The 20,907-nt window shown below is 72.8% G+C and carries 18 protein-coding genes; 10 read left to right on the top strand and 8 right to left on the bottom strand.

The window, feature by feature from the left end:
* Positions 1 to 239 precede the first annotated feature (239 nt).
* On the top strand, positions 240 to 1,331 hold the full coding sequence (locus tag A6A06_RS39105) for a DMT family transporter (RefSeq protein ID WP_079194657.1): 1,092 nt from the start codon (positions 240 to 242) through the stop codon (positions 1,329 to 1,331).
* Here A6A06_RS39105 and A6A06_RS39100 read toward each other — a convergent pair.
* Together A6A06_RS39100 and A6A06_RS39095 are read right to left on the bottom strand one after the other, a co-directional pair.
* Complete coding sequence (locus tag A6A06_RS39100) at positions 1,325 to 1,858, bottom strand: M23 family metallopeptidase (RefSeq protein ID WP_073768782.1); 534 nt, start codon at positions 1,856 to 1,858, stop codon at positions 1,325 to 1,327. The genes A6A06_RS39105 and A6A06_RS39100 overlap by 7 nt on opposite strands.
* Positions 1,859 to 1,978: 120 nt before the next feature.
* Positions 1,979 to 3,142, bottom strand: a complete 1,164-nt coding sequence (locus A6A06_RS39095) for a LacI family DNA-binding transcriptional regulator (protein WP_073768780.1) — start codon at positions 3,140 to 3,142, stop codon at positions 1,979 to 1,981.
* 620 nt (positions 3,143 to 3,762) lie between these two features.
* Here A6A06_RS39095 and A6A06_RS39090 point away from each other — a divergent pair.
* From A6A06_RS39090 to A6A06_RS39070, 5 genes are all read left to right on the top strand, one after another.
* The gene (locus tag A6A06_RS39090; protein ID WP_242441165.1) at positions 3,763 to 5,148 is read left to right on the top strand and encodes an ABC transporter substrate-binding protein; all 1,386 of its coding nucleotides are present in this window, start codon (positions 3,763 to 3,765) and stop codon (positions 5,146 to 5,148) included.
* Positions 5,149 to 5,303: 155 nt separating this feature from the next.
* Positions 5,304 to 6,533 carry a carbohydrate ABC transporter permease gene (locus tag A6A06_RS39085; RefSeq protein WP_443333829.1) on the top strand — a complete coding sequence of 410 codons (1,230 nt, stop codon included), beginning with the start codon at positions 5,304 to 5,306 and terminating at the stop codon, positions 6,531 to 6,533.
* 131 nt (positions 6,534 to 6,664) lie between these two features.
* A complete protein-coding gene (locus tag A6A06_RS39080; RefSeq protein WP_073768879.1) occupies positions 6,665 to 7,471 on the top strand; it encodes a carbohydrate ABC transporter permease in 807 nt (268 codons plus the stop codon).
* 161 nt (positions 7,472 to 7,632) lie between these two features.
* A complete protein-coding gene (locus tag A6A06_RS39075) occupies positions 7,633 to 8,904 on the top strand; it encodes a glycoside hydrolase 5 family protein (protein WP_073768877.1) in 1,272 nt (423 codons plus the stop codon).
* A gap of 186 nt (positions 8,905 to 9,090) precedes the next feature.
* The gene (locus A6A06_RS39070; protein ID WP_073768778.1) at positions 9,091 to 12,168 is read left to right on the top strand and encodes an alpha-mannosidase; all 3,078 of its coding nucleotides are present in this window, start codon (positions 9,091 to 9,093) and stop codon (positions 12,166 to 12,168) included.
* A gap of 50 nt (positions 12,169 to 12,218) precedes the next feature.
* On the opposite strand, the gene A6A06_RS39065 is transcribed toward A6A06_RS39070, so the two are convergent.
* Both A6A06_RS39065 and A6A06_RS39060 read right to left on the bottom strand, forming a co-directional pair.
* Positions 12,219 to 13,475, bottom strand: coding sequence for a glycosyltransferase (locus A6A06_RS39065; RefSeq protein WP_073768776.1), 1,257 nt, complete (start codon positions 13,473 to 13,475; stop codon positions 12,219 to 12,221).
* Positions 13,472 to 14,305, bottom strand: coding sequence for a MerR family transcriptional regulator (locus tag A6A06_RS39060; RefSeq protein ID WP_073768774.1), 834 nt, complete (start codon positions 14,303 to 14,305; stop codon positions 13,472 to 13,474). Before A6A06_RS39060 ends, A6A06_RS39065 begins: the two co-directional genes overlap by 4 nt.
* Before the next feature lie 342 nt (positions 14,306 to 14,647).
* On the opposite strand from A6A06_RS39060, the gene A6A06_RS39055 reads away from it, so the two are divergent.
* From A6A06_RS39055 to A6A06_RS39045, 3 genes are all read left to right on the top strand, one after another.
* The gene (locus A6A06_RS39055) at positions 14,648 to 15,139 is read left to right on the top strand and encodes a hypothetical protein (RefSeq protein WP_073768772.1); all 492 of its coding nucleotides are present in this window, start codon (positions 14,648 to 14,650) and stop codon (positions 15,137 to 15,139) included.
* Positions 15,140 to 15,145: 6 nt separating this feature from the next.
* Positions 15,146 to 16,405: a sensor histidine kinase gene (locus tag A6A06_RS39050; protein ID WP_073768770.1), complete on the top strand. Its 1,260-nt coding sequence runs from the start codon at positions 15,146 to 15,148 to the stop codon at positions 16,403 to 16,405.
* Positions 16,406 to 16,527: 122 nt separating this feature from the next.
* Positions 16,528 to 17,031 (top strand): DUF1269 domain-containing protein, encoded by a 504-nt coding sequence (locus A6A06_RS39045; protein WP_073768768.1) that lies wholly within the window; start codon positions 16,528 to 16,530, stop codon positions 17,029 to 17,031.
* A 51-nt stretch (positions 17,032 to 17,082) separates the two neighbouring features.
* On the opposite strand, the gene A6A06_RS39040 is transcribed toward A6A06_RS39045, so the two are convergent.
* The 4 genes from A6A06_RS39040 to A6A06_RS39025 form a co-directional block, all read right to left on the bottom strand.
* The gene (locus A6A06_RS39040) at positions 17,083 to 17,484 is read right to left on the bottom strand and encodes a GntR family transcriptional regulator (protein ID WP_073768875.1); all 402 of its coding nucleotides are present in this window, start codon (positions 17,482 to 17,484) and stop codon (positions 17,083 to 17,085) included.
* A 124-nt stretch (positions 17,485 to 17,608) separates the two neighbouring features.
* Positions 17,609 to 18,613 (bottom strand): ABC transporter permease subunit, encoded by a 1,005-nt coding sequence (locus tag A6A06_RS39035; protein ID WP_073768766.1) that lies wholly within the window; start codon positions 18,611 to 18,613, stop codon positions 17,609 to 17,611.
* Complete coding sequence (locus tag A6A06_RS39030; RefSeq protein ID WP_073768764.1) at positions 18,610 to 19,620, bottom strand: ABC transporter ATP-binding protein; 1,011 nt, start codon at positions 19,618 to 19,620, stop codon at positions 18,610 to 18,612. The genes A6A06_RS39035 and A6A06_RS39030 overlap by 4 nt, the downstream gene beginning before the upstream one ends.
* 105 nt (positions 19,621 to 19,725) lie before the next feature.
* Positions 19,726 to 20,322 (bottom strand): GNAT family N-acetyltransferase, encoded by a 597-nt coding sequence (locus A6A06_RS39025; RefSeq protein ID WP_073768762.1) that lies wholly within the window; start codon positions 20,320 to 20,322, stop codon positions 19,726 to 19,728.
* A 216-nt stretch (positions 20,323 to 20,538) separates the two neighbouring features.
* Here A6A06_RS39025 and A6A06_RS39020 point away from each other — a divergent pair, with 216 nt between their 5' ends.
* Positions 20,539 to 20,865 (top strand): hypothetical protein, encoded by a 327-nt coding sequence (locus A6A06_RS39020; protein ID WP_073768760.1) that lies wholly within the window; start codon positions 20,539 to 20,541, stop codon positions 20,863 to 20,865.
* Positions 20,866 to 20,907: the final 42 nt, after the last annotated feature.

Below are 20,907 nucleotides of genomic sequence, written 5' to 3'. Positions count from 1 at the left end.
GCGCGAGGGGGTGTGCGAGGGGGGCGGGTGAGGGGGCTGAGGAGGTGCGCGAGGGGGCGGGCGCGGGGGCGGGCGAGGGCGGCTGAGGGGGTGCGCGGGGGCGGCTGGGGATGCGCTGGGGGGACGGGTGAGGGGGCGGGTGAGGGTGGGTTAGGGGTGTCGTGGTGAGTATACCGATCTGTATAGTACGGAGAGTGTGAGTAGACCGATCGGTTTAGTCGGAGAGGTGGGTGATGGTCGTGGGGCTGCTGGTGGCTATGGGGTTCGTGGTCTGCTGGAGTTCCGGCTTCATCGGGGCGAAGCTGGGAGCGGGGAGTGCGGCGGCGGTCACCGTGCTGATGTGGCGCTTCCTGCCGTTGGCCCTGGTGCTGCTCGTGGTGGCGGCCGTCGGCGCCCGGCGGTCGTGGCGTGGACTGACCGCGCGGGACGTGGCGCGACAGGTGACGATCGGCGCGCTGTCGCAGAGTGGGTACCTGCTCACCGTCTACTACGCCATCCAACTCGGGGTCAGCAGCGGTACCACCGCGCTGATCGACGGCACCCAGCCGCTGGTCGCCGGGGCGCTCGCCGGGCCGTTGCTGCGCCAGTACGTGTCGGGCCGGCAGCGGGCCGGACTGTGCCTGGGTGTGGCGGGAGTCGTCATCGTCACCACGGCCGACGCGGGAGCCGGTGGCGGAGCGGCCGGGTGGGCCTACGCGGTGCCGTTTCTCGGCATGTTCGCGCTGGTGGCGGCCACCTTCCTGGAGAGCCGCTCCGGTACGCGCGTCGCGCCGGTGGTGTCGATGACCGTCCACTGCGCCACCAGTGCCGTGATCTTCTCCGGGTTCGCGCTGGCCATGGGGGCCGCGGTGCCGCCCGCCGACGCCTCCTTCTGGCTGGCGGTCGGCTGGCTCGTCGTCCTGTCCACGCTCGGCGGCTACGGGTTGTACTGGCTGATCCTCCGGCGTTCCGGCGTCACCAAGGTCAACACGCTCATGTTCCTGATGGCGCCGGTGACCGCCCTGTGGGGCGCCCTGATGTTCGGGGAGCCGTTCGGCCCGCAGACCGCCATCGGGCTGGGCGTGGGGCTGACGGCGGTCGTGGTGGTGCAGTGGGGCGGCAGTGAGGGAAGGGGCAGGCGCGGCGGTTCGAGTGCAGGTGGGCGGGGGCGGAGGCGTGGACGTGAAGGGGAACGGGGGCGTAAGTGGGGCCGGGGGCGGGAGCGTGGAGGTGTGCGGGCGGTGGGTTCGGAGACGGGTGCGGGTCTGGGTTCGGGTGTGAGTGCGGGGGCGGGTGTGGACGCGGGGGTGGTTCGTGCGGGGGAACGGTGTGGGGAGGGCGGGGGTCAGTAGGGGAGGGCTCGCTGGTGGATGCGGATGCCGCGGCGGGCGAGGTAGGTGAGGGGGTTGATGTCGGAGCCGTACCGGCGTGTTCTGCGGACCTCGAAGTGGAGGTGCGGGCCGGTGGTGCGGCCGGTGGCGCCGCTGTAGCCGATGCGGGTGCCGGCCCGGACGCGTTGGCCGACGCGGGCCGTGATGCGGGAGAGGTGGCCGAAGAGGGTGTAGTAGCCGTCGGTCATGCGGATGGTGACGGCGAGGCCGTAGTCGCCCGAGCGTTTGGCCAGGACGACGGTGCCGGCCCCGACCGAGGAGACCGGGGTGCCGGTGCGGACGGCGAAGTCGACACCGGTGTGGTGGCCGGCGGCCCAGTCGCCCTTGACGCCGTAGGGCGAGCTGATGCGGGCGGTGGCGGCGATCGGACGGGTCCACGGACCCGCTGCCGGGGCCGGGACCGCATCGGTCACGGTCAGGCTGAGGACGGTGCCGAGTGCCGCCGGGACCACGCCGTGCAGCAGGAGTCGTCTGCGGAGCCAGTTCATAGTTGTGAGGACACGCCCTGTGAAGGGCGGGCGCATCCGGAAACACGCGGGGGGCGCCCGAACGGCGGAGAGGTTCCCCGTACCGGGTGGTAACTGGAGTGGGACCGGGCGGGCGGGGAATCAGGGGGCGCGGGTGGTGCTTTCGCGGAGTTCGAGGTGCGGCAGTTCGGCCTGGAGGCGGCGGGTGGGGGCGCCGTCGAGGAGGGACAGGAGTTCCCGGGCGGCCAGGCGGCCAAAACCGGCGGTGTCGCGTACGAGTGAGGTCAGGCGGGGGTGGGTGACCCGGCACAGGGGCGAGTCGTCCCAGGCCACGATGGACAGGGCACCGGGTACGGGGACGCCGCGCCCGGCTGCCACGGCGGCTCCGGCCACGGCCATCACGTCGTTGTCGTAGACGATCGCCGTGGGCGGGCGGGGGGCGGCCAGGAGGCGGCGGGTGGCCTCGGCGCCCTGCTCGTCGGAGTAGTCCGTGGAGACGGAGTGGACGGCGGCGGTGTCCAGGCCGAGGCGGGTGGCCTCGGCGCGCAGGGCCGCGACGCGGCGTTCGGTGTGGGCGAGGCCGGGCAGACCGGCGACGTGCACGATACGGCGGTGCCCCAGCTCGTACAGGTGGTCGATGATCGAGCGCATCGCGGCGGCGTCGTCGGCCCAGATGGTGGAGAGGGGGGCGGAGGGGGCCGCCTCCGTACCGGTACCCGCCGCCGTATCCGTAGCCGTGCCCGAATCCGCACGCATCCCCACGCCCGTCCCCGCCCCCGTCCGCGTGTCGCCGATGACGACGGCGGGCAGGGCGAGGGAGGTGAGGAGGGCCGGGCGGGGGTCTTCGGTGCGGGGGTCGACGACCAGGACGCCGTCCACGCGGCGTTCGGCCCACCAGCGGCGGTAGGTCGCGCACTCGTCCTCCAGGTCCTCGACGACCTGGAAGAGGAGCGCGACGCGCCGGGCGGCGAGCGCCTCCTGGATGCCGGAGACCAGCTGGAGGAAGAAGGACTCGACGCCGAGGGTGTGGGCGGGGCGGGCGAGGACGAGGCCGACGCAGCCGGAGCGTTCGCCGGACAGGGCGCGGGCGGCGCTGTTGGGCTGCCAGCCCAGTTCCTCGGCGACCTCGCGGATGCGGGCGCGGGTGCCGGGTGAGACGCCGTCGCGGTCGTTGAGGGCGAAGGAGACGGCGGAGGGGGAGACGCCGGCGCGTTCGGCGATGTCCTTCATGGTCGGGCGGCGGCGCGGAGGCGCCGTGGGGAAGCGCGGGCCGTCGGCGTCCGCGGCCGGGGGGCCGGTGGTCATGTCGTCCGTTCAGCTCCTCCGGTCGGTCCGATCGGTCCGGTCGGTCAGTCCAGTTGGTCCGGACGGTCGGTCCAGTCGGACCGGTTGATCCGGTCGTTCGGTCCGGTCGTTCGGTCCGTTCGGTCAGGGATCCAAGGTGGCACGGCCCTTGCGGCTAAACCGCATTAGCCCGCCAAGCTAAACCGCATTAGGTGGTTCAGGATCACGGCGCGGGAACCGGAAGTCAATCGGCGCGGGGGAGTTGGTGGAGGAGGGGGGTGAGGAGTTGACCGAAGGACTGAAGTCGCAGTCCCCGTTATGGAATTGAGATGAGGGATGGGAGGGGAGTCGGCTTTAGCGCATTAGTGCAGGCGGGGAGGGGTGGCGAGGTGAGAGGTTCGAGGGGTGGGGGCGGGAGTTTCCGGCGGTGAAGTTGCTTTGGCGGCCGGAAGGTTGGGGACTGTGCATTGACGAACGTGAGTGCGGACGACAACGTTGGCATCGCCATCCGGCGGCGCGGCCGGTCGTGTGCCGGTCCGTGCGTGGCTCTTTGCTTTTCCTCGCGGTTTCCCGACGCGGAGGCGCTCTCCTGTGCGGACGCGCTTCCCCGGCAGAAGCGTTTCCCCGACGCAGGAGTGACCATGAAGCGCAGGCACTTGGCCCCCGTACGCACCTCTCGCCACGACCGTTCCCCCTCCCGGGCCGTGCTCGCCGCCGCCCTCGTGGGCGCCCTGCTGTCCGCCACGGCCGCCTGCGGCGTGGGTGGCGCGGAGGGCTCCACGGCCGCCGAGGGGCAGCCGAAGCGGACCGGAAAGATCTCCGGCGAGATCACCTTCCGCACGTTGCAGCTGAAACCGATGTTCACCACGTACGTGCAGGGCGTCATCGACGCGTTCGGGAAGAAGTACCCGGACGTGAAGGTGACCTGGGAAGACGTACCCGGTGACGGCTACAACGAGAAGCTCGTCGCCGACGCGCAGGCCGGCGGGCTGCCGGATGTGGTCAACCTGAACACCGACTCCTTCCAGCTGCTCGGCGACCGGGGGATGCTCGCGGACGTCGCCCAGCTCGACCCGCAGGTCGCGAAGGAGTACGTGCCGGGCGCCTGGGAGCAGTACAAACTGCCGGGCAAGGGGGCCGGGGTCTACGCGTATCCCTGGTACGTGACGCCGGAGATCCTCACGTACAACAAGGAGCTGTTCGCCGCGGCCGGGCTCGATGTGAACAAGCCGCCGGCCACGGTCGAGCAGTTCTTCGACCAGGCGGAACGGATCGCCGCTGCTTCGGGCAGCCGGTACACGGCGTTCATGGCGGACCCGAAGGGGCGGCTGCCCGGCGACTGGCAGAAGATGGGCGTGCCGATCCTCGACAAGAAGAAGAGCGCGTTCGCCTTCGACACGCCCAAGGCCGTCGAGTGGGTGCAGCGGATGAAGAAGCTGTACGCGATGGGGGCGATGCCCAAGGAGTCCCTGACCAAGGCGGACGATCTCGCGCAGCTCTACGGGGCGGGAAAGCTGGTGTTCGGGCCCGGGTCGCCGGGCGTCCTCAAGGACGTCAGGCGCAACTCTCCTTCGGCGTACGCGAAGACGCAGGTGGCCGGGGCCGTCACGGGGACGCTCGGGCACATCGGCATCTACACGCAGTCGCTGGGCGTGCGCAAGGACACCAGGCACCCGGACGCGGCGGCGGAGTTCGCCAAGTGGGTGACCAACGGGCCCAACCAGGTCGCGTTCGCGAAGCAGGTGACGATCTACCCGTCGAACGCGAAGGGCCTCGCCGACCCGTACTTCGCCGACCGGGGCGACGGCAAGGACCCCGAGACGATGGCACGCGCCATCGGCGCCGAGGAGCTGAAGTCGGCCCGGCTGGACGCCAACACGCCCGTGGAGTGGACCACGCAGGTCGGCGACGCGGTGGTGCGGGAGATGCAGAAGGGCATCAAGGGGGAGGAGACCCCCGAGACCGCGGTGAAGAACGCGCAGGCCGCGGCGAACAAGATCCTCGCTCAGCAGCAGAAGCGGCAGTGACCGGTGATGGAACGGAGGCGGGACGGGGACGGGCCGGTGATGGACCGGCGGCGGACCGCACCGTGCGCAGGGGCAGGGGCAGGGGCAGGGGCAGGGGCAGAGACGAGGCCGTGGGGCGGCGAGGGGAGGCGCGGGTGGACGTGCCACGGAACCCGATGACCCGGACGACGGCGCCCACGGCGCCGCCCGCTCCCACCCCCGCTCCAGCCGGGGCTCCCACCCCCGCTCCAGCCGGGGCTCCCACCCCCGCTCCAGCCGGGGCTCCCACCCCCGCCCCGGCCGGGGCTCCCACCCCGGCCGACGCCTCCACCCAGCGTGACGCACCCAGCCGACGCGCCACCCGGCGCCTCACCCGGCGCCTCACCCGGCGCCTCACCCGGCGCCTCACCCGGCGCCTCACCCGGCGCCTCACCCGGCGCCTCACCCGGCGCCTCCCCGGGCGCGTCCCCCGCCGCGCCTCCCGCCGCACCCCCCAACGCCGCGACAAGGACCTCGGTACCGAGACCGGCCTGGTGCACCGCCGCTGGTGGACGCCGTACCTCTTCCTGCTGCCGGGGCTGGTCATGGTGGTGCTGTTCAGCCTCTGGCCGTTCGTCAACACCGTCATCCTGTCCCTCACCGACGCGCAGATCCTGCGCGGCGGCCGGTTCGTCGGCCTGGAGAACTACGGCCGGGCGCTCGACGACCCCGACTTCTGGACCGCGACGGTCAACAGCGTCGTGTACCTGGGTGTCGTCGTGCCCTGTCTGGTGCTGCTGCCGCTGGCGCTGGCCGTCCTCGTGCAGCGCAAGGTTCCCGGGATCGGCTTCTTCCGCTCCGCGTTCTATACGCCGGTCATCGCCTCGGCGGTCGTCGTCGGGCTGATCTGGCAGTGGGTGCTGCGCAGCGACGGCCTGGTCAACACCGTCTTCGAGAAGCTGCACCTGATCTCCGGGCCGGTGCCGTTCCTCACCGACTCCACGATGCTGCTGGTGTCCGCCATGATCGTCACGATCTGGAAGGGCCTGGGCTACTACATGGTCTTCTACCTCGCGGCGCTGGGGAACGTACCGGCGTCGCTGTACGAGGCCGCCGCGCTCGACGGGGCCGGTGCCGTACGCCGCTTCCTCAGCATCACCATTCCCAGCGTTAAGCCGATGATGCTGCTGGTCGGGACGTTGTCGGCGATCTCCGCGCTGCGCGTGTTCACCGAGATCTACATCCTCGGCGGGGAGAGCGGCGGACCCGGTGGCGGCGCTCGGACGCTGCCGTTCCTGATCCGGCAGGTCGGGCTGGGCTTCGCCGGGGAGACCGGCTATGCGGCTGCCGTATCGATCCTGCTGTTCCTGCTGACGCTCGTGTTCAGCCTGCTGGGGCACCGGCTGTCGAAGGGAGACGAGAGGTGAGCGCGCTGACCCCGCCGAGTACGCGTCGGCCCAGCGGAACAGGCCGCAACGGCAGCCAGGACAGCCACAACCGTAACCGCAGCCACACCCGCAGCCACACCCGCAGCCACACCCGCAGCCGCAAGGCGCTCATCGGCCTCTCCGGACGCTATCTGACGCTGTGTCTGATGCTGGTGGTGATGCTGGGTCCCATCGTCTGGCAGTTCCTCACGTCGCTGAAGGGACGGGAGGAGAACGTCTACGGGGGTGTGCTGCCCAGCCGGCCCACCCTGGACAACTACCTGCGGGTCGCCGAGTCCTTCCCCCTGGTGCACTACGTCGGCAACACGCTGATCGTCGCGGCGCTGGCCGTCACCTCCAACTGCGTCTTCGCCGCGATGGGCGGGTACGCGCTGTCGCGGGCCGGGTGGCGCGGGCGGCGGACCGTCTTCACGGTGCTGGTCGCGACGCTGATGTTCCCGTTCGAGTCCGTGATGATCTCGATGTTCCTCACGGTCCGTTCCATGGGGCTGGTCGACACGCTCATCGGTGTCTGGCTGCCCGGCGCGGTCTCCGTCCTCAACCTGATGATCATGCGGGCCGCGTTCCTCGCCGTACCGAAGGAGGTGGAGGAGGCCGCGGTCCTCGACGGGGCCAACGAGTGGCAGCGCTTCACGAAGGTGTTCGTACCGGCCGCGAAGGGCGCGCTGGCGGTGGTCTGCCTGACCAGCTTCATGGGGGCCTGGGACGACTTCCTCTGGCCGTTGATCGTGCTGACCAACAGCGACCACTACACCCTCCAGCTCGGCCTGAAATCCCTGGCCGGAGCCACCACGGTCAACGACCAGCGGCTCATCGCGGCGGGAGCGATGGCCGCGCTGATCCCGATGATGGCGCTGTTCTTCGCCCTCCAGCGGTACTTCTTCCGGGGCGTGGGCGAAGGAGCGCTCAAGACGTGAACGGGGAGGCTCAAGTTGCGCAGAGGGGCGCTCAAGAGGTGAACGGGGAGGCTCAAGCCGTGCAGAGGGGCGCTCAAGAGGTGAACGGGGAGGCTCAAGCCGTGCAGAGGAGCGCTCAAGACGTGAACGGGGACGCTCAAGCCGTCGCGAAGGGAACCGATGTGACCACGCCCGCCGGGCGGCCGGACGGGGCGCCGCGGCTCGGCGCCAACTACACCCCCAGTCACGGCTGGTTCCACCACTGGCTGGACTTCGACCTCGACGACGTACGCCGGGACCTGGACGCGCTCGCGGCGCTCGGCCTCGACCACGTCCGCGTCTTCGCCCTCTGGCCCGTCTTCCAGCCCAACCGTTCCCTCATCCGCCCGCGCGCCGTCGAACAGCTCGGCCAGCTGGTGGACGCGGCCGCGCAGTGCGGCCTGGACGTCGCCGTGGACGCCCTCCAGGGCCACCTGTCCAGCTTCGACTTCGTACCGTCCTGGCTGCGCACCTGGCACCGGCGGAACCTGTTCACCGACCCCGCGGCGGTCGACGGTGAGGCCCGCTACCTGGAGGCACTCGCCTCCTCCCTCGCCGGGCGCCCCAACTTCCTGGGGATGACGCTGGGCAACGAGGTCAACCAGTTCTCGGGACCGCCGCACCCGGACCCCGACCCGTGTACGTACGAGGAGGCCGGGCAGTGGCTGAGGCGGCTGCTGGCGGTGTGCGAGCGGGCCGCGCCGGGGCGGCTGCACACCCACGCCGAGTACGACGCGGTGTGGTTCCAGGACGGCCACCCCTTCACGCCCGCGCAGGCCGCGCGCCTCGGCCGGGCCACCACCGTCCACTCCTGGGTCTTCAACGGCACGGCCCAGCGGCACGGCCACGACGGGACCGCGACAGTACGCCTGGCCGAGTACCTGATCCAGGTGGCCGCCGCCTGGGCGGACGACCCGGCACGGCCGGTCTGGCTCCAGGAGGTCGGCGCGCCCGCACCGCTCGTACCGGCCGAGCACGCCGCCGGATTCGCCGCCGCGACCATCGACAACGCCCTGACCTGCGAGGAGCTTTCCGGCATCACCTGGTGGTGTTCGCACGACGTGTCGCGGGAACTGGCGGACTTCCCTGAGCTGGAGTACGGGCTCGGCCTGCTCACCTCGGACCGCGAGACCAAACCGGCCGGGCGGGCGGTGGCAGGGGTGGCGGCCCGGCTGCGCGCCGGGCCGCCACGGCCGGTGCGCCGTACGACCGCGCTCGTCCTGGACGCGGGGGAGGAGCGCACGGCACCGCACCGGTCGGTGTGCGCGCCGGGCGGTCCCTTCTTCGAGGCCTGGGTACGGCTGGCCGACCAGGGCGTACGGGCGGGAGCCGTGACGGCGGACCGGGCGCGGGACGCCGCGTACCTGGAGCGCCGGGGGATCACGGAGGTGGTGTGGCCGTCGGACGTGAAGTGAACGCTCCATGCCACTGGGCCCACCCGGCCGGTCGGCTGCCGCCACGGCCGTATTCACCTGGTAAGCCACCCGCCCGAGGGGCAGAAAACCCGCAGTACCGCAGTACCGCCGTACCGCAGTACCCGCACCACCGTGCAGCCCGATCGTGACCACCCCGCACCCGCCACACACCCACCGGAGCCCCCCATGCACGACGACCGCAGCATCGTGGAACACCGTCTACGCCGTGTCCTGACCGACCGCATCGTGCCCGCCGTCCGCAGCCGGTCCGTGCCGCTGACGGTCGAGCGCTGGGAGGCGCCGGGCGAGCCGGTGCCGCCGGCCCAGGGGCTGGCCGCCGACTACGAGCCGACGAAGACCGGGGAGGCGTGGGGGCCCGCCTGGGGCACCACCTGGTTCCGGGTCACCGGTCAGGTCCCGGCGGAGTGGGCCGGGCGCACCGTCGAAGCCGTACTGGACCTCGGTTTCGACGCGAACATGCCCGGCTTCCAGTGCGAGGGTCTGGTCTACCGGGCGGACGGCGAGGCGGTGAAGGGCCTCAACCCGCGCAACGACTGGGTGCGCGTCGCCGCGCCGGCCGCCGGAGGGGAGGAGGTCGAGCTGTACGTGGAGGCGGCCTCCAACCCGGTGCTGGCGGACCACCGGCCCACCTACGAGGGCGACCGGCTCACCGCGAGTCACGCACCGCTGTACCGGGTGCGGCGCATGGACCTCGCCGTCTTCGAGACCGAGGTCTGGGAACTCGTCCAGGATCTGGAGGTGCTGGGCAGCCTGATGCAGGAACTGGACGTCGCCGACGCGCGCCGCCACGGCATCCTGCGCGCCGTCGAACGGGCCCTGGACGCCGTCGACCTGAAGGACATCCCCGGCACGGCCGCGCGGGCGCGCGGGGAACTCGCGGACGTCCTGACGGCACCGGCCCACGCCTCGGCCCACCGCATCAGCGCGGTCGGCCACGCGCACATCGACTCCGCCTGGCTGTGGCCGCTGCGCGAGACGGTCCGCAAGGTGGCCCGTACCTCCTCCAACATGGTCAACCTGATGGACGAGCACCCCGAGTTCGTCTTCGCCATGTCGCAGGCGCAGCAGCTCGCCTGGATCAAGGAGCACCGGCCCGAGGTGTTCGCGAAGGTCCGGGCGAAGATCGAGGCCGGGCAGTTCGTGCCGGTCGGCGGCATGTGGGTGGAGTCGGACACCAACATGGTCGGCGGCGAGGCGATGGCCCGGCAGTTCCTGTACGGGAAGAAGTTCTTCCTCGACGAGTTCGGGATCGAGACGAAGGAGGTGTGGCTGCCGGACTCCTTCGGCTACACCGCGGCCATGCCGCAGCTCGTGAAGCTGTCGGGCTCCACGTGGTTCCTGACGCAGAAGATCTCCTGGAGTCAGGTCAACCGGTTCCCGCACCACACGTTCTGGTGGGAGGGCATCGACGGCACCCGTGTCTTCACCCACTTCCCGCCCGTCGACACCTACAACTCCGACCTCGGCGGCAAGGAGATGGCGCACGCCGCGCGGAACTACCGCGAGAAGGGCCGGGGGTCGCGGTCGCTGGCGCCCTTCGGGTGGGGTGACGGCGGTGGCGGCGCCACCCGCGAGATGCTGGCGCGCGCGGCGCGGCTGCGCGACCTGGAGGGTTCGCCGCGGGTCGAGATCGAGCGGCCCGCCGCGTTCTTCGAGAAGGCGCACGCGGAGTATCCGGACGCGCCGGTGTGGGCGGGCGAGCTGTACCTGGAGCTGCACCGCGGCACGTACACCTCCCAGGCCAAGACCAAGCAGGGCAACCGGCACAGTGAGTCCCTGCTGCGCGAGGCCGAGCTGTGGGCCGCCACCGCTGCCGTACGGGTCCCGGGCCACGCCTACCCGTACGAGGACCTGGAGCGCATCTGGAAGACGGTGCTGCTGCACCAGTTCCACGACATCCTGCCCGGCTCGTCGATCGCCTGGGTGCACCGGGAGGCCCGCGAGACGTACGCACGGGTACGCGACGAACTGACCGCCATCGTGACCGCCGCGCAGACCGCGCTGGCCGGGCCCGGCACCCGGGAGATCGTCTTCAACGCGGCGCCGCACGCCCGCGGCGGCATCCCGGCGGGCGGCGCGGACGCGGCACCCGGCCGGGGCGGTGCGCCCGTCTCCGTACGCCCGGTGTCCGTCGAGCCGCTGACCGTGGACGGCCGGGCGACCGGCGGCTACCGGCTCGCCAACGACCGGCTGCGGGTCGAGATCGACGCGCGGGGGCTGGTCGTGTCCGCGTACGACGTCGAAGCCGGGCGGGAGGCCGTTGCCCCGGGCGCGGCGGCCAACCTCCTCCAGATCCACCCGGACTTCCCCAACATGTGGGACGCCTGGGACGTGGACGAGTTCTACCGCCACAACGTCACCGATCTGGTGGCGGTGGACGCGCTGACGGTCGATGCGGCGGGCCCGGAGGAGGTACGGATCAAGGTCGCCCGGTCCTTCGGGCAGGGCTCCACCGTCGAGCAGACGCTGACGCTGCGGGCGGGCGCCAAGGTCCTGGACATCGACACCGAGGTGGATTGGCGGGAGACCGAGACGTTCCTCAAGGCCGCGTTCCCGCTGGACGTGAAGGCCGACCGGTCCGCCTCCGAGACCCAGTTCGGGCACGTCCACCGCGCCACCCACACCAACACGTCCTGGGAGGCCGCCAAGTTCGAGATCTGCGCGCACCGCTGGGTCCAGGTCGAGGAGCCGGGCTGGGGCGCGGCACTCGTCAACGACTCCACGTACGGGCACGACGTCACCCGCGACATCCGCCCGGACGGCGGCCAGACCACGACCGTCCGGCTGTCCCTGCTGCGGGCACCCCGCTACCCGGACCCGGAGACCGACCAGGGCCACCACCGGCTGCGGTACGCGCTCGCGCCCGGCGCGGCGATCGGGGACGCGGTGCGCGAAGGGCACCGGATCAACCTCCCGGAGCGCACGGTGCGGGGCGGCGGGCCGGTCGAGCCGCTGGTCGGCGTGGACAACGACGCGGTCGTCGCCGAAGCCGTGAAGCTGGCCGAGGACCGCAGCGGGGACGTCGTGGTCCGGCTGTACGAGTCGCGCGGGGGCCGGGCCTCGGCCACGCTCACGGCCGGGTTCCCGGTGGCGGGGGCGGTCGAGACGGACCTGCTGGAGCGGGCGGTGGACGACCCGGAGACGGGCCCGGCCGTCGGGGAGGTGCGCGACGGGCGGGTGGCGCTGACGCTGCGGCCCTTCCAGATCGTCACCGTACGGCTGACGCGGGGAGCGGAGGGCTGACGGGGGAGGGCGGGGCCGGCCGGAGCCGCGCGGCCCCGGCCGGACCTGCCTCAGCCCCAGTGCTCCACCACCTTGAGCACCTCGCCCGCGCCGTCCTCCGCGTCCATGCGCCGCGCGATCCCTGCGGCGTGTTCGCGGTAGGAGGGTTCCCGTACGGCGCGGGCGATGGCGTCAGCCAGGTGGTCGGTGGCGCCCGCCGTCTCGTCCTCCGACAGCGCGCGGAACGGCACCGGAGCGGTACCGGCACCCACCGCGGCCAGCCGGGCGGCCCAGAAGGGCTGGTCGGCGGTGACCGGGACCGGCACGGCCGGGACCCCGGCCCGCAGCCCGGCGGCCGTCGTGCCCGCGCCCGCGTGGTGCACGACGGCCGCGGTGCGGGGGAAGAGGAGGGAGTGCGGGACCTCGCCGACGGTCAGGATGTCGTCGCCGGATTCCGGGCCGGCCAGGCCTGCCCAGCCGGCCTGGATCACGCCCCGGACCTTCGCGCGGCGCAGGGCGGCGACGATGTTCGCCGTCAGCCGCCCGGGTGCGCCGCCGTCCCGCGCGCCCGCCGTCATGCTGCCGAAGCCGACGAAGACGGGCGGCGGACCCGCCGCGAGGAAGTCCTCCAGTACGGGCGGGAGAACGGCGTCCGGTGCGGTGTACGGCCACCAGTTGCCGACCAGTTCCAGGCCGGGGCGCCAGTCCGCGGGGCGGGGGACGAGCGCCGGGCTGACACCGTGCAGCACGGGACGGGCGTCCCCGGCCCGGCGGCGGCGTACCGCGCCTGCCGAGACGGGCGGCAGCCCCAGCCGGGCGCGCACATCCCGTACCCCGTCCGCATACAGGCGGTCCACCACCCGCAGCGAAAGGCGGCCGGCGGCGCGGTTGCCCCAGCGGCCGAGCGAGCGGGTGCCCGCGACGACGGGCGGGAAGTCGCCGGTGGGGGCGTTCGGCTGAAGGGGCAGGTCCACCGACGGGATGTCCATCGCCTCGGCGACGCTCCGGCCGAGCGGGGCCGTGGTCGCGGACAGGAGCAGCAGGTCGGCGCCCTGGGCGGCGGCATCGGCGACGCCCGGCCCCAGCTCCCGGACGAAGGCGGCGGCCCGCCGCATCAGCTCCCGCTTCCCGCCGGGGGCCCCGCCCTGCTCCCGTCGGGGATCGGCGGGCAGCGCGCGGAACTCCAGCCCGGCGGTCCGTACGAGCTGCGCGTACGAGGCGTCGGCGGCCAGGGCGACGGTGTGCCCGGCCTCCCGGAGGCGGGCGCCGAGGCCGGTGTACGGGGCGACGTCGCCGTACGAACCGGCCGCCGCGATGAGGATCTTCATGACGGCTCCGGGAGGACGGGCGGCAGGGCCGCGGAGGGCGGAGCGGCTTCGCAGACGCCCGGACCGCGGCGCACCGCGTTGGCGAGCACCGCCGTGTGCAGGTACGCGGCGAGACCGGGGCGCTGCTCGGACGGCGGTACGACGAGGGCGAAGGCGCGCGGGTCGGCCGCGAAGTCGTCGGCGATCCGGCAGTGCATGTCGGTGGGGCAGGGCGTGAACCAGCGGCTGATGTGGGCCCGGTGCTCCTCGGCCAGGGCGGCGGCCAGGTCGCCGTCGGCTGCCTCCCCGGCGTCGAAGGCGCCGAGCAGCCGGTGCCGCCACGCGCCGGCCTCGGCCATGATCCGCGCCCAGTCCTCCTTGGTGTGCGCGGCGGCCCGCGCCATGGACTGCTGGTGGCCCTCGCTGTGCTGCCACTTCAGGTGCGCCTCGGTGGCGTAACTGAGGTCGAAGGTGACCTCGCCGAAGACCTCGAAGCGTTCCTCGGGCGTCAGTTCCACCCCCGTACGCTGCACCTCCATCGCCCGCTCGGCGACCTCGACCAGCCGCCGCAGCTCGGTGATCTGCTCGTTGAGCAGCCGGTGCCGGGCGCGCAGGTGGTCCAGTGCGTCGGCCTGCGGGTCCCGGAGGATGGCGGCGATCTCGTCGAGGCCGAAGCCGAGCTGCCGGTAGAAGAGGATCTGCTGGAGGCGCGCCAGGTCGGCGTCGTCGTAGCAGCGGTAACCGGCGGGGCTGCGGGCACTGGGAGAGAGCAGGCCGGTCGTGTCGTAGTGGTGCAGGGTGCGGACCGTGATGCCCGCGAAGCCGGAGACCTGCCCGACCGAGTACGCCATGGAGTCACCTTTCGCGCCACGGCCCGCGGGGGCCGCCGTACGACCCGTGCCGTACGGGTAAAGGCTGCGGCCTGACGTGGGGTGAGGGTCAAGCGGGGTCGGGGTCGGGGTCGGGGCCGCGGGGGCCCTTGCCCCCCGCCCCGCCGCGCATGGCCGATGTCGCACCACGCCCCATGGACAGCCGGCCGCACGCGGCCAACCGTGGGTCGCTGTCACCGGCCAACGATGGAGTGCTGTTACACGGCCGTGAGACCGCCGTGAAACGGGCTGCTTAGCGTGGGGGCAATCTGGGGCGACACGGCTACCTTTGTCGTAAAAGCCCATATGCCGACCGAGGGACCCGTGCGCTCACTCACCGCGACCGTCTGCGTCGCCGCGTCGTCCGCGGCCGCGCTGCTGCTGTCCGGCTGCTCGGATCCGCGCGGCCTGCGGGTGGCGGGCCCCGCCGTGTCCCCCTCGCCGCCGGCCGGCCCGGCCGAGGTCACCGACCCCGTCTACGTCTCCGACGCGGCGCGCCGCCCGTTGCAGCGCCCGGCCTCCTTCGCCCTGACCGACACGGTCAGCCTGACCGGCCTGCGCTGGACCTCCTGGGGCGACGCGACCGCCGAAGCCACCGGAGGGCTCAGCGGCATGTGGTGCCGCCCCGGATGCGAGAGACAGCCGTATGCGGTCAAGGTCACGCTCAGCGGCCTGTTCAAGCAGGAACAGCGGGACGGCCGGGAGAAGCAGGACCGGCCGGCGTTCTACTCGCGCGCCACGCTCGTCTCCGACCGCCTGCCGCCGCAGAAGGCCGCCGAACTGGGCAGGGTCAGCCTGCACACCCCGGAGTTCTAGGCCGCCATGGGGTTGCGCGCGAAGATCGGCATGGCGATTGCCGCCACGGCCGCCGTGGTCGCGGTCCTCATCGGGGTGCTCGTCCACAACCGGACCGTGGACGCGCAGTTCGACCTGGCGGCCGAATCGATCGACGGGCGGCTGCAGAGCACGGTGCAGGACCGGGCGGCCGGCGTCGACACCGGCCGGGCCATCGTCGACCCGCCGGACCTCCCCGGCCCCCTGAAGGACGCCGTCGCCCACGGCAAGCGCGGCGTCTACCTCGAACCCGACGGCCCCCATCCGCACCTGTGGGCCGCGACCGAGCTGGAAGGCGAGATCATCGCGCTCAAGCGCCCGTACGTACGGGAGCGGGAGACCCTGCGCAGCCTCGACCGCGTCCTGTGGGTGTCCGGCATCGCGGGCACCGCCCTGGGCTGCGTCGTGGGCCTGCTCGTCGCGCACCGGCTGGGACGGCGGCTGACCTCCTCGGCCGGCACCGCCCAGCGGATCGCCGAGGGCGATCTGACGGCGCGGCTGCCGCGCGGCGGCAAGGACGAGATAGCCCAGCTGACCACCGCGGTGAACACCATGGCCGACGCGCTGGCCGCCCGCCTCCAGGCCGAGCGCGACGTCACCGCGAACATCGCCCACGAACTGCGCACCCCCGTCGCCGGCCTGGTCGCGGCCGCCGGACTGCTGCCGCCCTCGCGCCCCACCGAGCTGGTCCAGGACCGGGCGCAGCGCGTACGGGCGCTGATGGAGGACGTGCTGGAGGTGGCGCGGCTGGACGCGCGTACCGAGGAGGCCGACACGGAACTGCGGCCGCTGGGCGAGCTGGCACGGCGGACGGTGGCGGCGATGGGCGAGGACGTACGGGCGGGCGTGGACGTACGGGTGATCTCGGACGGACTGGTGGAGACCGACCCGCGGCGGGTCGAACGGATCCTCGTCAACCTGGTCGGCAACGCGCTGCGGCACGGCGCCGCGCCGGTCGCCGTCGAGGTCGAGCGCGGGGTCCTGCGCGTGAGCGACAGCGGACCGGGCTTCCCGGAGGCGCTGCTGGCACACGGCCCGCAGCGCTTCCGTACGGGCGGCGGCTCGGACGGCCACGGACTCGGCCTCGGGCTGACCATCGCCTCCGGGCAGGCACGGGTGCTGGGCGGGAAGCTCACGTTCGCCAACCCGGAGGGCGGCGGCGCACGGGCGACGCTGGACCTGAGCGGTGCGCTGAGCCCGGCCGCCGAGGGCACCGCCTCCGGCCGCCCTCCCTTGGACGGCCCCTGACGTGCGTACCGGACCGGTCGCGCGAAGAGTGGTGTGAGACGCCCGCAGCCGGAGCAGGCGTGTTGTAGACCGACCTGTACGAGCTGTACGAGCTGTACGAGCAGACCACTGGAGCCGCCGTGATGGATGAGAACGTGCTCTTCATGGACCTCACCGCCGCCGGTGAGGGCGCGGCGCGGCGCGCCCTGGACGCGCTGCGCCACGAGGACGCCGAACACCGGATCACGCTGCGCGAGGCCATCGTGATCGTCCGGGACGCCGACGGCAACGTCACCTTCCCCGAGAGCGAGGACCACACCGGCACCGCGCGCGGCTTCGCCGTCGGCGGCCTGGTGGGCGGGCTCGTCGGACTGCTGGGCGGGCCGCTGGGCGTCCTGGTCGGCTTCGGCGCCGGCGGTCTGCTCGGCGGCGCGCACGACGCGCGCCGGGCCAGCGCGGACAACGCGGCCGTCAACATGCTGGCGGCGGAGGTGCCGCCGGGCAGCACCGTCCTGGTCGCCGAGGTCTCGGAACCGGCCAGGGGCCCGGTCGACGCGGCGCTGGCGGGTATCGGCGAGGAGGTCGTCCGCTACCCGGCCGCCGAGGTCCGCAGGCACGTGGAGGAAGTGATCGCGGAGAGCCGCTGAAGCCCCGTACACCCGCGGTGAGCCGCACCCCCGGGGCGGGCGGCTGCCCGCTCACCCCGCCGGATACCGCTCCTCCAGCACCGCGTTCAGCAGCGCCTGTACGTCCTCCCGGCTCAGGCCCTGCGTCCGGGCCTTCTCCATCCACGACCGCAGTTCCTCGCGCAGCAGCGCGTCGGAGTCGGCGGCGGACTCGGGCCGGGCCAGCGACCGGCTCACGAACGTGCCCAGGCCGGGCCGCGGTTCCACCAGGCCCTCGCGCTCCAGCTCCCGGTACGCCTTCAGCGTCGTGTTCGGGTTGACCTTCGTCGAGGCCGCGACCTGCGCGGCCGTGGGCAGCCGGTCGCCCTCGACGAGGACGCCCAGCCGCAGGGCCTGCCGGACCTGCTGGACGATCTGGAGGTAGGTGGCGACGCCGCTGCGCCGGTCGATACGGAACTCCACCGCGTTCACCACCTCCCCGCCGCCCGTGCGGGCCACTGCCCCCGCACCGTCCCCGGCCCCTGTGCCGACTTGTGCGCCGGCGTCCGTTTCGGCTTGATGATCGGCCCACTCGTACGGAGTGTCAAAGCGGTGCCGCTCAGAGTGGCCTGCGCCGCGCCCACCAGACGATGAACACGGTCACCGCCACGGCCAGCGCCAACAGGATGCCGGTACCGAACCACTGCATGTGCGCCATCTGGTCGTAGCCGTAGTAGTCGGTGGCCCGGTTGACGATGCCGTGCTGCGCGCGGCACGCCGTATCGGGGTCGTCGGTGCAGGTTCCGATGCCGAAGACCTTGCCGTCCGCGGTGGCCTTCCAGTCGTCCATCCGTACGGCGCCGCCGGGCAGGAGCGGGTCCCCCTGGTCGTACGGGTACACCTTGCGGCGCAGGGGGGCCAGCAGCGGCCACACCCGCTCCGCCCAGACCACGCCGGTACCGAGGCCGAAGACGAAGAGCAGCGCCATCGAGGCGACGACGCGGCGCAGGAGCATCCCGACGGCGATGCCGACGACCGTCAGGAACAGGGAGCGCGCGACCGGGAACGGGCCGGTGACCTCCAGCAGGCCGTCGTGGTACCAGTCGCCGAACTCGGCCAGCTCGTGGGCCGGCTCCCACAGCCACGTGAACGCCGCCGACATCAGCGAGGTGCACACGAACACCAGCAGCAGCGGCACGCCCAGCTTCGCCGCGATCCAGCGGACGCGGGAGACGGACTGGGTGGTGGCCAGCCGGATGGTGCCCTGCTCCTGCTCGGAGGCGATCAGCGGGACGCCGACGAACACGCCGAGGACGACGGGCACGAACTTCAGGAACCCCACGTCCCCGCTGAAGGTCGAGTGGAAGGCGTCCTGGAACCGCATCAGCAGTTCGCCGTCCGCACTCGACGAGCGGCCCATGGTGTGCGGATGCGCTTCGAGGAAGTCCAGCACGCCCATGCGCTGGTACGCGAAGACCGCGCAGGCCAGGGCCGTGATCGCGAAGCCCAGGAGGAAGGTGCCCCGGTGGCGGCGCCAGACCAGCCAGGTCATGCCGTGCAGGACGCCGCGGCGGGTGGCGGCGTCCTTGCCGGCGCTGCCGGGGGTACGGGTGAGGGCGCTCATGCCGCGGCCCCCCGACCGCCGTCGGTACCGGATGCCGTACGGGCCCCCGTACCGGGCTTCGACTCCACCCGCGCCTCCTCGGCGATCAGCGGCGGTGCTCCCGGGGAGCGCAAGTAGGCCAGCAAGACTTCCTCCATGCTCGGTTCGTGTGTCTCCCAGGAGTCGGGGAGCGGGCCGCCGGGGCGGATCAGGGCGGTGAACTGGCGCCCGGTGACACGGGACTCCACGACGGTGTGGTGCTCGGCGAGTCCGGCGGGCACGCCGCTGCCGGCCGTACCACCGGCCGTACCACTGGCCGTACCGTCGGCCTGCTCCGCCAGCCCGGACACGAGCAGGTGCGCGGGCACCAGCTCGTCGGTCTGCCCGGCCATCCGCAGCTGCCCGTCCGCGAGCACCAGCAGGTAGTCGCACATGTCCGCCATCTCGGAGAGCAGATGCGAGGACATCAGCACGGTGGTGCCGTGCTCGGCGGCCTCCGCCATCAGCAGGCCCGACAGCTCGTGCCGGGCGAGCGGGTCCAGGTCCGACATCGGCTCGTCGAGCAGCAGCAGCTTCGGCCGCTTGCCGAAGGCGAGGGCGAGCGCGACCCGGGTGCGCTGGCCGCCGGAGAGCGTGGCGACCCGGGCGTCGAGGGGAATCCGCCCGGCGCGGACGATCCGCTCGGCGACCGCCGCGTCCCAGTGCGGGTTCAGCTCCCGCCCCATCCGCAGCGTCTCGGCGACCGTGAAGCGCGGGTACAGCGGCTTGTCCTGGGCGAGGAAGGCGACGTGTTCCAGTACGGCCGGGTCGCTCACCGGCACGCCGAACAGCCGCAGCGTGCCGGCCGTCGGCCGTACCAGCCGGGTGGCGGCGCCCAGGAACGTGCTCTTGCCCGCGCCGTTCGGGCCGACCAGCGCGCAGACGTGACCCGCCGGGAGCCGGAAGGAACAGTCCCGCAGGGCCCAGTCGCGCCGGTACTTCTTTCCGAGGCCGTACGCCTCGATCGCCCATGGGCTCGGGTCGCTCACCCGAATCCCCCCTTCCACTAGTTCATTAGTGGAATGAGTATGGGGAGCGGCGATGATCCGTGTCAACGCGAGCTCCTGCCGAGGGGGCTCCGGGGCCGGGTGGTCTCAGACCCGGGTGTCCCCGGCCCGCCGGCTCCCCGGCACCGGGCGGCCCCCGTCCCGCAGGCCCTCCGCCGACCCCTCCGCCGATCCTTCCACCGACCCCTGCATCGCCCCCTCCACCGACCCCTCCACCAGCGGCTTCGCCATGCAGCGGCTCTCCTCGTACGTCCGGTACAGCCCGAACTTCGACACCATCCGGTAGCCGCACGACGCGTACAGCGCCAGCGCCTCCGGCTGCTTGGTGCCGGTCTCCAGCACCATCCGGGTACGGCCCGCCGCGCGCGCGTCCGCCTCCAGCGCCGCGAGGATGCGCCGGGCCAGCCCGCGACCGCGGGCCTCCGCCACCACGAACATCCGCTTGATCTCGGCGTCCCCGTCCGCGTACCCCTCGGGGTTGGTGTCCTGCGCCCGCCAGCCGCCGGTGGCCAGCGGGCGCCCGTCCTCGTAGGCGAGCAGGTACACACCGTGCGGCGGCCGGAACATCGCCGGATCGAGGGGAGTGACATCGCCCTCGCCGTAGCGCTGCGCGTACTCGCCCTGCACCAGCCGGTCCAGGGTGACGGCGTCGGCGTGGTCATAGGGGACGGGACGGATCTCCATCCGCCGAATCGTACGGATGTCCGGCCGCCAGGGCGAGAGCGCCAGGTGGCGGGCCGGTTCCCCTCTACCGGACCCCGCCCCCGCCCTCCTCTCGCGTACGGCGGTCTGGCGGAGCCAAAGCACCCGATGGGGGTGTGTCGGCACGGGATCGGACGATACGGGCCGCCGACGGGGAACGGCTGCTGCGCCACTGACGCCGAACCGAAGGAGAATGCCATGCGTCTGCGTCCCGTGCTGGCCACCGCCGCCGCCGTACTCTCGCTGTCCGCAACCGGTCTGACCGGAGCTGCCGTGGCGGCCCCGGCGGACCCCGCGCCGCCGGTCACCTTCGGCAGCCAGCCGAACGACGACAGCGGGAACGGCGACGGCCGCGGCGAGCAGGACTACCCCGGCACCATCGGATGGGGTTACAAGCCGTACCAGCTGCTCGGCGACCGCAACGGAAAGTACGTGATCTCCGCGGTCAACAAGACCGGCACCGACCGGCTGCCGACCTGCTATCGCGACCTGTACGCGACTCCGGCCTCCTCGATCTGCCACTGACCGGGGCGGCCCACCGTGGTGCCCGGCGCTCACCGCGCCGGG

The organism is Streptomyces sp. CB02923 (assembly GCF_001905005.1).
GTDB lineage: Bacteria > Actinomycetota > Actinomycetes > Streptomycetales > Streptomycetaceae > Streptomyces.
Note: the sequence above shows the minus strand (reverse complement) of the source record. Positions and strands in the feature narration are given on the sequence as shown.

Excerpts from the sequence above, each read along its gene's own strand:
- A6A06_RS39100 (WP_073768782.1), bottom strand. The coding sequence starts at position 1,858 with ATGAACTGGCTCCGCAGACGACTCCTGCTGCACGGCGTGGTCCCGGCG.
- A6A06_RS39095 (WP_073768780.1), bottom strand. The coding sequence starts at position 3,142 with ATGACCACCGGCCCCCCGGCCGCGGACGCCGACGGCCCGCGCTTCCCC.
- A6A06_RS39090 (WP_242441165.1), top strand. The coding sequence starts at position 3,763 with ATGAAGCGCAGGCACTTGGCCCCCGTACGCACCTCTCGCCACGACCGT.
- A6A06_RS39085 (WP_443333829.1), top strand. The coding sequence starts at position 5,304 with ATGACCCGGACGACGGCGCCCACGGCGCCGCCCGCTCCCACCCCCGCT.
- A6A06_RS39070 (WP_073768778.1), top strand. The coding sequence starts at position 9,091 with ATGCACGACGACCGCAGCATCGTGGAACACCGTCTACGCCGTGTCCTG.
- A6A06_RS39065 (WP_073768776.1), bottom strand. The coding sequence starts at position 13,475 with ATGAAGATCCTCATCGCGGCGGCCGGTTCGTACGGCGACGTCGCCCCG.
- A6A06_RS39060 (WP_073768774.1), bottom strand. The coding sequence starts at position 14,305 with ATGGCGTACTCGGTCGGGCAGGTCTCCGGCTTCGCGGGCATCACGGTC.
- A6A06_RS39050 (WP_073768770.1), top strand. The coding sequence starts at position 15,146 with ATGGGGTTGCGCGCGAAGATCGGCATGGCGATTGCCGCCACGGCCGCC.
- A6A06_RS39045 (WP_073768768.1), top strand. The coding sequence starts at position 16,528 with ATGGATGAGAACGTGCTCTTCATGGACCTCACCGCCGCCGGTGAGGGC.
- A6A06_RS39035 (WP_073768766.1), bottom strand. The coding sequence starts at position 18,613 with ATGAGCGCCCTCACCCGTACCCCCGGCAGCGCCGGCAAGGACGCCGCC.
- A6A06_RS39025 (WP_073768762.1), bottom strand. The coding sequence starts at position 20,322 with ATGGAGATCCGTCCCGTCCCCTATGACCACGCCGACGCCGTCACCCTG.
- A6A06_RS39020 (WP_073768760.1), top strand. The coding sequence starts at position 20,539 with ATGCGTCTGCGTCCCGTGCTGGCCACCGCCGCCGCCGTACTCTCGCTG.